At 55.6% G+C, this 12,606-nt stretch carries 7 protein-coding genes and 9 pseudogenes; 7 read left to right on the top strand and 9 right to left on the bottom strand.

The window, feature by feature from the left end:
* Positions 1-5: 5 nt before the first annotated feature.
* Positions 6-128: pseudogene (locus C7T91_RS34200) on the top strand (hypothetical protein); the annotation flags it as partial.
* Between the two features lie 484 nt (positions 129-612).
* Here the strand turns inward: C7T91_RS34200 and C7T91_RS34195 are convergent.
* On the bottom strand, positions 613-849 hold the full coding sequence (locus tag C7T91_RS34195; RefSeq protein WP_236638053.1) for a hypothetical protein: 237 nt from the start codon (positions 847-849) through the stop codon (positions 613-615).
* 188 nt (positions 850-1,037) lie between these two features.
* On the opposite strand from C7T91_RS34195, the gene C7T91_RS38255 reads away from it, so the two are divergent.
* Positions 1,038-1,829, top strand: a complete 792-nt coding sequence (locus tag C7T91_RS38255) for an SAM-dependent methyltransferase (RefSeq protein ID WP_108257545.1) — start codon at positions 1,038-1,040, stop codon at positions 1,827-1,829.
* 66 nt (positions 1,830-1,895) lie between these two features.
* Here the strand turns inward: C7T91_RS38255 and C7T91_RS00260 are convergent, their stop codons facing one another.
* The 3 genes and pseudogenes from C7T91_RS00260 to C7T91_RS34175 form a co-directional block, all read right to left on the bottom strand.
* A complete protein-coding gene (locus C7T91_RS00260; RefSeq protein WP_407943235.1) occupies positions 1,896-2,165 on the bottom strand; it encodes a PfkB family carbohydrate kinase in 270 nt (89 codons plus the stop codon).
* 526 nt (positions 2,166-2,691) lie between these two features.
* Positions 2,692-2,964, bottom strand: a pseudogene (locus tag C7T91_RS34180) (cobalt-precorrin-5B (C(1))-methyltransferase); the annotation flags it as partial.
* A gap of 254 nt (positions 2,965-3,218) precedes the next feature.
* Positions 3,219-3,584: pseudogene (locus C7T91_RS34175) on the bottom strand (aldehyde dehydrogenase family protein); the annotation flags it as partial.
* A gap of 518 nt (positions 3,585-4,102) precedes the next feature.
* Between C7T91_RS34175 and C7T91_RS33110 the strand changes: the two are divergent.
* Both C7T91_RS33110 and C7T91_RS00240 read left to right on the top strand, forming a co-directional pair.
* Positions 4,103-4,597 carry a glycoside hydrolase family protein gene (locus C7T91_RS33110; protein WP_201741918.1) on the top strand — a complete coding sequence of 165 codons (495 nt, stop codon included), beginning with the start codon at positions 4,103-4,105 and terminating at the stop codon, positions 4,595-4,597.
* A gap of 909 nt (positions 4,598-5,506) precedes the next feature.
* Positions 5,507-5,752 (top strand): annotated as a pseudogene (locus tag C7T91_RS00240) (integrase core domain-containing protein); the annotation flags it as partial.
* 23 nt (positions 5,753-5,775) lie between these two features.
* On the opposite strand, the gene C7T91_RS00235 reads toward C7T91_RS00240, so the two are convergent.
* Positions 5,776-5,973: a hypothetical protein gene (locus tag C7T91_RS00235; RefSeq protein WP_236637888.1), complete on the bottom strand. Its 198-nt coding sequence runs from the start codon at positions 5,971-5,973 to the stop codon at positions 5,776-5,778.
* 87 nt (positions 5,974-6,060) lie between these two features.
* On the opposite strand from C7T91_RS00235, the pseudogene C7T91_RS34170 reads away from it, so the two are divergent.
* From C7T91_RS34170 to C7T91_RS34165, 3 genes and pseudogenes are all read left to right on the top strand, one after another.
* Positions 6,061-6,261, top strand: a pseudogene (locus tag C7T91_RS34170) (IS5/IS1182 family transposase); the annotation flags it as partial.
* A gap of 1,902 nt (positions 6,262-8,163) precedes the next feature.
* Positions 8,164-8,436, top strand: a pseudogene (locus C7T91_RS00230) (methylmalonyl-CoA mutase family protein); the annotation flags it as partial.
* Positions 8,437-9,071: 635 nt separating this feature from the next.
* Complete coding sequence (locus C7T91_RS34165; protein ID WP_236637887.1) at positions 9,072-9,284, top strand: hypothetical protein; 213 nt, start codon at positions 9,072-9,074, stop codon at positions 9,282-9,284.
* Positions 9,285-9,451: 167 nt separating this feature from the next.
* Here the strand turns inward: C7T91_RS34165 and C7T91_RS38870 are convergent.
* The 4 genes and pseudogenes from C7T91_RS38870 to C7T91_RS38865 all read right to left on the bottom strand — a co-directional run.
* Positions 9,452-9,676, bottom strand: a pseudogene (locus C7T91_RS38870) (hypothetical protein); the annotation flags it as partial.
* A gap of 798 nt (positions 9,677-10,474) precedes the next feature.
* Positions 10,475-10,726: pseudogene (locus C7T91_RS40285) on the bottom strand (IS30 family transposase); the annotation flags it as partial.
* Positions 10,727-11,027: 301 nt separating this feature from the next.
* On the bottom strand, positions 11,028-11,204 hold the full coding sequence (locus tag C7T91_RS34160) for a hypothetical protein (RefSeq protein ID WP_236637886.1): 177 nt from the start codon (positions 11,202-11,204) through the stop codon (positions 11,028-11,030).
* A 324-nt stretch (positions 11,205-11,528) separates the two neighbouring features.
* Positions 11,529-11,885, bottom strand: a pseudogene (locus C7T91_RS38865) (SDR family NAD(P)-dependent oxidoreductase); the annotation flags it as partial.
* Positions 11,886-12,606 lie beyond the last annotated feature (721 nt).

Here is a 12,606-nt window from a genome sequence, read left to right as displayed (position 1 = left end):
CGAAGATGCTCTTCATGTTCTTCCTTTCCCCGGGCCGGATCGCGGAACTTGCCGCGGAGCTCGGCCTCGATCCGCAACTGCTGGAGCGGACCCCCGGCGCGGTCTCGGGCGGCGAGCTGCAGCGGCTGTCGCTCCTGCGGCTGATGCTCGCCGGGCCGAAGGTGATCTTCGCCGACGAACCCACCTCGCGGCTCGACCCGATCACCCAGGCCAGGGTGATCGCCCTGCTGGAGCAAACCGCCCGCAGCGGCGGCTGCGCGGTGATGCTGGTCAGCCACGATGCCGCGCTGGTCGGCCATGTCGCCGACGCCATCCTGCCGCTCGGGCCTGACCGGTCCCGGCCTTCCCCAGCCCGGGCGGGACGCCCGGACATGGTTCCGCTGGCCCGGAGCCGCAAGCTGGCCCTCGGGAGCAGCCGCAGTCCCGGCACTTTCCGTCTTGCTCCGCATGCCCGGGGCGCGCCGCCGCCGGAAAGATGGCGGCAGCCGGAGCTGATAGGTCAGGGCTTGGCTTCCGCCGCCAGCCTGAGCTGCCCGTCGGGCGTCACGCAGAGCGGCTCGGGGTCCATGATCCAGCCGCCGAAGGCGCCGCGGCCGCCATCGGCGAAGCCGATCAGCATCGGTGGTCGATGTTCAGCAGGAACCGCTCCGGCGGCGCGGATTGCGCGGCCCCGGCGATGGCCTCCCGGGCGGCGGCGGCGAGATCGGCCAGCCGCGATCCGTTGCGGAAATTCTCCGCCCATTTCAGCGCCTGCGCTTCGCGGTCGGCGGGATCCTCGAGCCAGCTGCGCGCGAAGGCGAGCGCCAACGCCTTGACCGGCGTCTCGCCGGGCTTGAGCGTCAGCGGCATCCAGGCCCGGCTGGCCTCAAGGTCCGCGGGCCAAGACGTGCCGTCCCCGGGCCAAATCTGGCTGCGCAGGGCTCCTCCGCCGCCGGAAGCGGATGCCATGATCGAGGCCATGCGCCAGGAGCTTCGGCGGCGCGTCAGCAGCGCGGCCGAAGCTGCAGTCGTGACGGATATCCTGCACGAGGCAGTGGATGCCTGGAACATTGCGCATCCGCTCGCGCCGGTGGCACCGCCCCCGGCGATCACTCCGGTGCGCGCGGAAGATCACGATTGGGCCCCCCGGAAACTGGACCGGCTGCGCCGCTGGCGCCCGTTCGGCGAGGCGCTGGCGGCGCGGCTCGGCCAGCCGGATCCGGCGGCTTCCCCGGCTCGAAGCCGAGATCGCCGGCCTCGCGCCGCGCCGCGTCGCCGTGCTGGTGACCGGCGATCCGCTCTGGTTCTCCGCGGGCACCCGCTTCCTCGAGGCATTCCCGCGCGGGGACATCACGCTGCATCCGCAGCTTTCGGCCTTCCAATGGGCGGCGGCGCGGATGGGCTGGGGGCTCGCCGATGCCGAGACCCTGACCGTCCATGGCCGCCCTGCCGAACAGATCCTGCCGCTGCTCTCCCCGGGCCAGCGGCTCCTGGCGCTGACCCGCGACGGCGCGCAGCCCGCGGAAATTGGAAAGAAGCCGGCCGGAGCGCCCCGAGGCCTGCCGGAACGCCTCCGCCAGACGGTCGGGCACCACGCCCGGAACGAGCCAGAGCGCCACCCGCTGCGTTTCGTCCGCCCAGACCTCTGCCTCCTGCCGTCCTGCCGCCACGCGCCCGCTCCCTGCCAGTTCCGGCACGACCCTACAGGGCAATCCGCGGTGGCGGACTGCGACAAAACCCCGGTGCGCTTGCAGGCCTGCACCGCGGCCAGGCGCGGGGCCACCCTGGACGGTCGCAGACAGAACGACGCCCCGCGCGGCAGAGCGCGGCCAGGTGGACCACGCCGATGATCGGCTTCCTCTTGGCGAAGAGGCGGCCGAGCGTATCGCCCTTCGGGGGCATCACCACGGGTGCGTTCATGTCGTTTCTCGTCCTTTGCACGTGTCGACATCCTGGGGTAGCGGATAGCCCGCCTGGGCACCCACCGATCCGCAGGACAGGGTCGCGGCGGTCACCGCATCATTCAGGGCGGCCTCGGGGCCGAGCCCGCGGGCGCGGCAGGCCAGGAACCAGCCCGCCAGGCAGTCGCCGGCGCCGGTCGTGTCGGCGATCGGCAGCGCCGCTGGCGCCACGGGGCCCGCCCGCTCCTGCGCGATCCCGATCGAGCGGCTGGACGGCGCGATCACGCGGCGGACGGACGTCGCCGGCGTTGGCCGGGAAATCTGTCCCCCGCTAACAGGTCCGGTCCTCCCGACTTCCCAGCGAGGCCGCGATCCGCAGGCTGGCAGGAGCGATCCTGACGGAGCAGGCGGAGGCATGGAGGCTCCGGCGCGCCAAGTGCATGGCACCGGCCCCCCGCGCCGTGGCCTGCGTGCTTCGGGAAATCGATCTCCCGGATCGATGTCCGGTCGGCGCGCTGGCCGGCAGGAACGCGAGGATCGTCCGGCCGGGTCCCGCGCGGGACGGAGACTGCGATCCGGCGCGTGTCGCGGCGGGGACTCGAGGCAAACCGCGCGGGCGGTCACGCCGGCCCTTGCCCCGGAGGCATTGCGGCAGCTTGGCTGGAGATGGCGAAAGGGGCGCGCCCACCGCTTTCCGGACCTGATGCGTGGACCGGCCCGGCAGCCGCCGATATCCCGGGGGCATTGAGGAGACCGCCCGCGGACATCCATCGCGGCTCGCGGCGACGGAGGACCGGGGATGCAGGGTCAGCGCCTCGAGCGCGGTGTTGCATCGCGCCAGATCCGGCCGTCCGGCCAGCTGCGCCAGCGCCGCGAAATCCACCTGGCTGCGCGCGGAATGCAGGTCGATCGCGCCCTGGCCGAGCTTGGCGAGCTTGCCGATGCCGCCCGCAACGGTGACCCGCGCGACCGGATGGCGGGCGAGGTATTTCAGCATCCCGCCGGCGAAATCGCCCATGTCGATCATCGCGTGATCCGGCAGCCCGAGACGCGCCTGCGCCGTCCGCTCCGAGGTCGCCCCGGTCTCAGGCCCCATCACCCATTTTCAGCCATAGCTCGGCGTCCGGCCCGGCAGTCCGCTCAGCGGGGGCTCCGATGACATGTTGCGCCGGCGGGGCTTGGCGCAGCGGCCGCATGTGCCAAGCGTCCGGAAGGGCCCGGCCAAGCGGGACAACCGCGCACTTGCCTCCGGAAACATCGTGCGAGGCAACGTCCCGTCTGGCCGATGCCTTCCGGGTTAACGGATCCGGCATGCGCGCCACGCGGGGGCGGCGGCGGCCGGCCACCGGGTTTCGCCCGATGGCCGCCGGCGGGCAGGCCGGTTTCCTGGCAGCCGATCTCGGTGATCTGGGCGGCGCGGGCCTCGATCTCGCCGGCGATCGCCTCGAGGAAGGCGGCGCGCTGGTCGCGGCTGGCGTAGCCATAGGACCAGAACGCGTCTTCGGCGGCTTCGCAGGCGCGGTCGACCAGCTCGACGGTGCCGGCGGAGAACGCATGCGCGGGGCCATGGGCGGGATCGGAGGCGAAGGTCTGCGCCGAGGCGACCCACTCGCCCGCGACGAGATGGCGGCCATGCGGCGTGAAAAGCGGGGTGTCGCGGGGCCATGGGCCATGGGCCGTGCCGGCGGTCAGGCGTTGCGGCACGATGCCGAAGGTGCCGCCTGTCCGGTCGATCATGCTCCGGACCGATCCCGCCCCGGCCTGGCGGACCGGCCGGGTTGCGTCCATGTCGAGGATCGCGCCGTTGCCGACATAGATCAGGCCGCTGGCGGAACAGGCAAGGCAGGCCGGGCCTCCCCGGGCACCGGTCCATTGCGAAGCGGGACCGGACTGCGAGGTGAATTTTGGACCGGCGGAGCCCGCTGCGCCGGAGGCGGCATGCGGGGCCATGGGCCATGGGCCGTGCCGGCGGTCAGCCGTTGCGGCACGATGCCGAAGGTGCCGCCTGTCCGGTCGATCATGCTCCGGACCGATCCCGCCCCGGCCTGGCGGACCGGCCGGGTTGCGTCCATGTCGAGGATCGCGCCGTTGCCGGCATAGATCAGGCCGCTGGCGGAACAGGCAAGGCAGGCCGGGCCTCCCCGGGCCCCGGTCCATTGCGAAGCGGGACCGGACTGCGAGGTGCATTTGGGACCGGCGGAGCCCGCTGCGCCGGAGGCGGCATGGGCTTCGGCCAGCTCGAAGTGCCGCAGGTCTTCCGGCTGGGCGGCCGCTGGCACTGCCTGTTCTGCACCGCCGCCGATCACTGGTCGGAGGCCTATATCCGCCAGGCGCCGCAAGCGCCGGTGACCGGCTCGCACCATCTGGTGGCCGACGACCCGCGCGGGCCTTGGACGATCGCGCCGGGTCCGTTCCTCGACGGCGCGCTGCCCTGCCGCCGCTATGCCGCGCGGATGGTCGAGACCGGATCCGGTCCGATGCTGATCGGCTTCGCCGATGGCGGCCGCGGCTTTCAGCTGCACCGAGCAGATGCCGAATGCAGGGCCATTCCGAAGAAGCGCGTGCCCCGGAACCGCTTCCTGCGGTTCATGTCCCGAAACGCGCCCTGCAAGATCGCGGAAGAGGTCCTCGGCGGCGCCCATTTCCGGGGCCGCGATCTGTCCGGGACCGGCCATGACATCCGGCTCCTCCCGCCGCGCAATGCGACGCTCCCGTGAGGAGGCGGCCTGCGCCCTTCGCTCCGGAAGCGCCCGCCTGTTCCACGGAGCGCATTGCCACGGCGGCGGCCGGGTGAATCCTGGAGCATCTTTGTGCAACAAGGCCACCAACTGGGGGTCCAAGGCATCCGGGTTGCCAGGAAGACGGTGCCCAAGCTCAAGAAAGAGCGAGCCTTTGACCGCCATCGGTCCGAGGGAAATGACGAGCGATATCCGCCCGCCGTACAAAAGGACGCCGTGTCCCGCAGACGACAGACAGCCGACACAATTTCGGCATTGCGCCGAACCTCCTGAGGCGAAATTTCAAGGCCGCCGCGCCCGACCGCATCTGGCTCGCCGGCATCCGCGTCGCCAATCCACAGAGAAAAAATGGAGGACTGGTGCCGACAGTTCATCACGGAAGAAAGAACTCACAGAGCCGGGATCGCTAACTAATAGAATAGTACTACTAACTAATACTAATATATAGAAATAGATATCTAGAAATAGAAACGAACTAATATATAGATAATCGAAATTGAAAAGAACTGTCTTTTCTGTATACTTTCCCCGTTCTATTGCTACCGCGGGTCTTATGCAATCGATCGGATCATATAGATATCCCTTCAACACAACATAGGTCATCGAAAGGATCTATCAAGCCGCGTCACCTAAATTCAGCCATAGCTCCCGGACGCCGGGACAATCCTTCTCCGGGCCGCGCACCACCTTCCCGGCAAAGACGGCCGACTATCGGACACCGGCTGAAGGGCCGCCGAAGCCATCCGGAACAGCTCGAACCGTCCCCGGCCGCAAAAGCTCAACGCCCGCGCATTCCGGCGCCTGCCACGCCGAGCGGGAGGTCCGGGCGGTGACCGCGGCCGCCATCCCCGGGCCGCGCAGCGTCTTCCGCGGGGGACGGCGGGCCACAAGTGCTTCAACGGCAGCCTGCGGGATGAATGTCTGAATGAGGAAATCTTTGACAGCATCGCCGATGCGCGCCGGAAGCTGGCGCTATGGCGCTACGGCTACAACAACGTCAGGCCGCATTCCTCGCTGCGGAACCTGACGCCCGCAGAAGCGCGCCGGGCGCTTGAGCAATATGAGGGCTCCGTGCCCGGCGCGCTTGCCCGACCCGAAACCGACGAATATCAACCCCGAGGACTCTCGCTATGAACGAGGGACGGCCAGGGGGCAGGTCAGCGGCCAAAGGTCGCAGGTTCAAATCCTGCTCCCGCAACCAACGATCCCTGCGATAGCAGGTTGTCCAGAGCCTCGGCCTCCGAAAGGAAGTCCGGGTTTTTCTTTCCTGCAGCAAAGCGCAGGATGGCACCCAGATCTCCACGCAGCACAATGGCAAGTTCGTCGTCCTCCGGGATAAGGGTCACCTGATCCACAAGGGAACGAAACACCTCGGCAGCTTGTGCTCGCTCTTCTGAAAGCGAAGCTTCCCAAGTTCGACGTCAAAATCGATAAGCAATTGGGAGCCCGCCGCCGGCGATATCCGCGCGCCCGAGGTCCCCTCGGTCCGGTAGGGCGACAGCCCCGTCCTGCCGGAATTGGCGGGGCAGATCGCGGCCGGGCAAGACATCGGGACGGTCACGGCGGACGGGGCCCCTGATGCCCGCCGCTGCCATGCCCCGATCCTCGGGCATGGGGCGGAGCCGGTCATTCCGAGCCGCCGCCGCTCCGCAGGACCGCATGTCTTTTCCGGTCGGTGCGCTGCCGGGGGCTGGGCCTGCATCCTGATCGCGTTAATTGTAGAGATATGGAATTGATTTAAATGTTTATTAGTTAATGAGTGAATAAAGAATATGTGGTGTATATATTATTTATATTTTTTTAGTTGTTTTTATTTATGGTTGTCGGTTAGATTATAGGAGAAATTTATTTAGGTTATAGAATGTTGGATTATTGAGGTTTATTGTTGGATTTTTTTTATTGGGAAATTTATGGAGGATATGTAGGGAGATTTTGAATGATGTTTTTTTATTGAGAAATTTAAAGATTTTTTTTAAGGTGATTATGATCCAGGAAAGGTGCGCTGTAATGGGTTATGTTGTGCAAGGGGTATTGTCACAACTCCTTTCCGAGGTACCGTGGTGGTATTGAGGCACATGGTGACATGATGTGGGGTTGTGTCTTGTGGGTACAGTGGTACACCTCTGATCAGAGTTTAAACTATTCGAATAGCCGTACCCGCGGTTATGGGTGAGTTGAGCAATGTTTTTCGTGATTAGTCTCACACTACTCATTAATGGTAATAATGTGTTAATTAATTTTATCACTTAAAAAATAACAATTTAAACAACAATAAAATACCACTAAATACCTACTAAAACAACTTAAATTAAAAAATTAACAATACCAATTACTAATAAAAATACGAAACAACAAACACTCTCATTCATTACTAATAAAATACAAAATAATATAACCACTTTAAAAAACAATTTACCAATTTCTCACAAAACTAAACAAAATCTTCACTTATACTACAACAATAAAACTCCTAAATTATTTACCCAAATAATCTAAAAACTTATTTAGAATAGGGGGTGGAAGTTGTTGATTTTTTATGGTTTTAAATTGGAAATTTGTATTGTGTTATTTTTGTTTGGTTAAAGTTATATAGATATAATTATTAATTTAATATATTTTTTTTAAATTTAGGAAGATATATTTAATGAAATGGAGAGAGGTTTAAGATATGGTTGGAGATGATATTTATTTTTTTTATTTTAGGTGTTTTATTATTTTAAAATGATTTAAAGTTTAATATTTTTTAAAATGTTGTATATATTGAGTAGATTTGAATATAAAAAATATGATTTATTGTTATAGTTATAAGTAGGATAGAGTAGTTAATATGTTAGGTTTATAGAGATTAGTTAATTGATAAATATGATATTATATTAAGATTTGAATTAATTTAATTTTTAGAAATTTGTGGAAGTTTTATTTTATGTAATATGATTATTATTATTATTTTTGATTTTAGTATTAAATGTTTTGTGGTTTTTTAGAGTTTTAGAATAATGTAAAAGAAGGTAGAGAGGAGGTTTATTACTACAAACTCCGTCTCCCGAATTCAAACCATTCTCCTACCTCAACTTCCTAAATAACTAAAACTATAAACACCCGCCACCACGCCCGACTAATTTTTTATATTTTTAATAAAAACGAAATTTCACCGTATTAACCAAAATAATCTTAATCTCCTAACCTCGTAATCCGCCTACCTCGACCTCCCAAAATACCAAAATTACAAACGTAAACCAACACGCCTAACCCATTTTTTCTTTTTAAAACGAAATTTCACTCTCGTTCGTTATTTATAGAGTATTCGTTACGTGTGTGTTAGGTAGTGTATAAATTGTTTGACGTGTGTTTTGTGGTTTTTATTCTTTTATAACGATCGTACGAATTAGATATTATTTTTTTTTGTTTTATTTAGTAAATATGGAAATAAATTTAAGTAAGGTTATAAGGTTAATAAACGGAAGAATTGGTATTGATTATAGATTTGTATGATTTATAGTGTTTATGTTATGTTTAGTTTAGTTAGGTTTGAATTTTTTTTTATAGTCGGCACGCCCGAGGACTACAACAAGCGCGTCCGGCGCATCATCGACGCCGGCGCCACGGCGATCAGCCTCCTGCCATGCTGCTCCGGGTTTCGCGGCATCGATTGCGATGAGGTCGATCCGGTGCTGCTCGGCACCTGCGGCACCGTGATCAACACCACGGACCACATGGACCGGGCGCTCGACGGCGTTCCAATCGGCGAAATCTCAACCGCCATGAACGACCCGTCACCATTCACGCTGCTTGCCTTTACGCTTGGCATCTCTACAAAAACTAATAAAATCACAAATATTCAAAAAATACCTAATTTTTTCTTTTTTTAATATAAACACCACCCAAATCACTCTAATATACTATATCAAAAACTTAAAAAAATTTATTTACTCACACAAAACAATAAAAAAATAATTCTCCACCCATACTCTCTCCTCCTCCCACCCAACATAACCTACTCCATTATCCCAAACCAAATATAAAAACCAAATTATTCACCATTAATTTACAACTAAACTTATCTATTTTTAAGATAATTTTGATATTGAAAGAAATTTATTATATAAAATTTTTTTAATTTATTTATTATAAAATTTAATGTTAATTTATAGAAAATTTAGATTTATTTAAGGAAAAAAAATATAGGTGATGATTTAAATGTTTTAAGAATGTGATTATTTGTAAATATAGTAGAAGTGTTTTTTATAGAAAAATGTAAATGTAATTTTGGATTAAAAAAGAAAATTATAGGATTGGTTTAGAAGTTATTGAATTTTGTTTTTCCAACTCCGGATCCGGGGAACCGATGCACCGCTTGCCGATCACCGATGCTGCCGCACGGAAAAAGGCACTCTGGCGAAGCTCTTCGGCTCGGCCGGCTTCCGGGCGCTGGAGCCATCCCTATCTGCGCGCGATGGCCGCCTCCAATGCCGGACAGCGCCGGAAGGAAATCGCGGCGACGGACGAGGTCAACGCCGCCGCGGCCGAGGTGCTGCGGCTGCTCGGCGCGCTGATCGCGGAAGGCGCGCGGGCGGGCCGTGGCCCCGGAGGCTTTCCCGGCCTCATTTGTCGGGGAAACACCCCTGTCAAGGCCGCTGGACACCGTCTTCGCCTGTCCCAGCGCTGAATTGAGCTGCGCGCGACCGATGCGGTGCGGCGAGGACCCGCGCCCGCCGCATGCGGCGGATTGCAGCGGCGTGAAAGCGAGGGAAAGGCGCGCCGGACGTCACGGGCGAAACGCGGGCCAGCTCGCAGCTTGCCTGCCGCTGCAGGCCTCCGGGCCTGCCTGCGAAAGGGGCCGGCATAAACCAAGTCGAGGAACGGACCGGCATCGGGACCGGCGACCAGGAACAGGCTCTCGGACGAAACATCCTCGACCGCCGCCCCGCCGCGCAACGCGGCCGCCTCGCGCAGGAGCGCCGCCTGCCGGTTCTCCTCCGGACGCGGGAAGGCAGCGGGACGGAACCAGGGACCTGCCTCCTCCCAGAGCGCGCCCCGACCTTCCTGCCACCCATGCAGCGGCGTCCGCAGCCACGGTCCGGCAGGCGGCAGGGTTTTTTAGGAGGTATTTTAGAAGAAGGTATTGTTATTATAGGAGAAAATAGTTTTTTGTATATTATTGTTTTTGAAGATTTTTTAGTGGGATAAGATGGGAGGTGGAGATAGTGATATTGATGATTTTAATTTCGTGTTGGTTTACGTTGATGTGTGTGTGTGTGTTTTAGTTTTTAGTAAAAAGTTTAAAGAGTAAAAATAAAAGAAATTAAAAATAGAAAAACGTTTATAAAATAGGTTTATAAAGAAAGAAATAGGGTGTATTTTAGAATTATTTTAAGGTTTAATAAAGATTATTTTGTTAAGTTATAATAAAAATTTTTTTTTTGTTAATAAGGAGTATATGTGAAAATTAGTTTGGGGAATGTTGATTTGTGAATTTATGATGTATTTTTTTAAATATTTAAGTTTTTTATATTTTATATGAAAGATTTTTTTTTTTATTTAAATGTTTTATATTTATTGGGTAATATTTTAATGATATTTTATGTTATTTGTTAGTATAAAAATATTTTTTATTTTTTTGTAGGGTTTTTTTTTTTTATATTATATTTTTATACGTTGTTTAGGTAATATTTGTTTGTGTGTTTGTTTTTTTTGAGATTTTAAGTTTTTTGAGGGGTTGGTTTGTGTTGTTTTTTTTTTTTTTTATTATTTTGTATATAGAGGTTGTTTAGATTTCGTAGTTATTATTTAGGATTTAGGGGATTTGTTTGGGTTATTTATTTATTTATTTATTCGTTTATTTAAAATTATTAGATTAGTTTTGCGGTCGTTGTTCCGGATCAGCACCGCGAACCGTGTCCTGCGCTCGACCATGGACAGGACATTCGCTTCGCCGAGCGTCTTGCGGAAAATCATGAGATCTCCTTCCCTGTGCCCAAACCCCTGGCGTTCATTGATTTCCTCGGGACGTGCATGGATCGAGCGGTCGGCAGGGAAGACCCGGTCCCGCGGCTTGCGGCCGAGGCGCGAACGGCGTCTTTTCCGCCGTTCCGGCAGATGGCGGGCAAGACCGGCTAATATTCTAAAATAATATTAAACAAACATTATAACCTACTAAATATATTATTTAATTTTTTCATATTAATCATTAAAATATATAATAAAATATTTTAATTTAAAAAACATATTTATATCTTTTTATAATCTCTCTCAATAATTATACATATCTACAATTTTATATATAATTATATATACATATTATATAATATATATAATTATACATAAATATCTCTCATATAATTATTATACAATACTTATAAACACCCTTTCTCACCGGCCAGAGCCCGGCCCGCTTCGCCGGCCGGGCGCGCTAGGCGGCAGGCCGCATCCGCCGCTCCGCTTCCGAGCGCAGCCACTCGCGCCAGAGCCCGGCAAATTCCTCCGCCTGCCCCGCAGCCGGGAACCGCACCGAGCCAAGCGTCTCGTTCTCTTCGCCGAGATGTCTCACGAGGAAGGCGCTGCCGTCCCGAATGATGTCGACCGTCATGTGCCTGCTCCGGTTCCGGCTGAGACGCTGCGTTTTGTTCCACGGAGCGCATTGCCACGGCGGCGGCCGGGGCCAGGCCCGCGGCCGCGATTGCCGCATCCCCGGAATTGGGCCCTCGCCATGGCTGATTGCTGCCCCGTGCAGCGCCTTCCCGCCCGGAAATGTCGCGGCATCAGATCCGGGGCGGCGAGCCCCTGCTTCAGGTACTTGCGCCCGGTCTCCCTGCCGATCCGGCCGAGATCGCCCGGCTGCCCGGCAGGCCAGCCTGCGGCCGCATCCGGGCAGGCCGTTCTCCTCGATCCTTCCCGCGATAGTTACAGTCGTCACTGCAATGCCGCTCGTCTCGAACGCTTCCGAGAGGAAGTAAGCAAGGTTACGCAAGGCGGCTTTACCGGCAGAGAGGGAGAAAGCATCGAGCCAAGGGCGGGGATCAAGGGCGAGGCCGCCGCCGGTCAGGATGATGCTGCCCCGCCCGCGCGGAGACATCAGGCTGTGCATCGTCTGCGACGCCGCATAGGCTCCGACGACGTTGACCTGCAATGCGGTCGTCAGCTGATTTGCGCAACAGCGCCGTTCCCCCGCAGACTTGGCAGCGACCAACCGCAAGCCAGCTCGGACCGTTTGCGGCGAAATCGGCAGACTGCGCCCGGACACTCGGGCCCGGCGCCGGGCGGACAGCATGGAACTCGCGCCCCTTGCCACGTCGTCGCCAAGCACGGCCCGCGGCTTTGCGGCCGGTCCCGGCCTGCGCCAAGCCGCGTTGGCCAATCCCGCCCGCATGCCCTCCGGCGGCTGGATGGCCCTCCGGCAGGCGCATGTCGTCGCTGACCGCATGTTGATTCCGATAGTGTCCGAGGGTCCGGCGCAATTTCGGCGCCGCCGCCGGCGTGATCCCGGGTGGCCATCGCGGTGCAGGATCGAGATGGAGGTTCGGCGCTTCCGCCTGAACCATGCGCAGGCCCCGATGACCCGAACGAACAGACCTGTCCGAGCTCATGGCCAGGCACGAGTGAGCCAGCATGTCGCCACCGGTCCGAGTAGATTTGAGAGAGTATTTATAAATATGAAAGAGATAGTAGAGTAGTAGTTTAGTTGTTTAGTTGGAGGGGGTTTGGAGATAGGAAGGAGGGGGGTAGTTATATTTAGTAAGAGAGTTGAGTGTAAAGTTTTAGGGTATACTTTATTGAGAGTTAGAATTTGTGTATTTAATAAAAATATTATTGTTATAAATTTTATTATATTTCGTTGTTTTATAGTTAGTTATTATTTTTGATGTTTATGAAAAAGTGATATGGGTGTTGGATAAATAGTTTTTTTTTAAAAGGGAGAAATTGGTTAAAATAAAGGGATTATAGATTTTATGTAAGTTTGAAATTTAGTAGGGTAGTTATTGTATTTTAAG

It is taken from the genome of Mangrovicoccus ximenensis (assembly GCF_003056725.1).
GTDB classification, from domain to species: domain Bacteria; phylum Pseudomonadota; class Alphaproteobacteria; order Rhodobacterales; family Rhodobacteraceae; genus Mangrovicoccus; species Mangrovicoccus ximenensis.
The sequence above is the reverse complement of the archived record's forward strand: the minus strand, read 5'-3'. Positions and strand labels throughout refer to the sequence as shown.

Coding starts and splice junctions, on each gene's coding strand:
- C7T91_RS34195 (WP_236638053.1), bottom strand. CDS start 849: ATGCCGCTGACGCTCAAGCCCGGCGAGACGCCGGTCAAGGCGTTGGCG.
- C7T91_RS38255 (WP_108257545.1), top strand. CDS start 1,038: ATGCCTGGAACATTGCGCATCCGCTCGCGCCGGTGGCACCGCCCCCGG.
- C7T91_RS33110 (WP_201741918.1), top strand. CDS start 4,103: ATGGGCTTCGGCCAGCTCGAAGTGCCGCAGGTCTTCCGGCTGGGCGGC.
- C7T91_RS34165 (WP_236637887.1), top strand. CDS start 9,072: ATGGCCGCCTCCAATGCCGGACAGCGCCGGAAGGAAATCGCGGCGACG.
- C7T91_RS34160 (WP_236637886.1), bottom strand. CDS start 11,204: ATGACGGTCGACATCATTCGGGACGGCAGCGCCTTCCTCGTGAGACAT.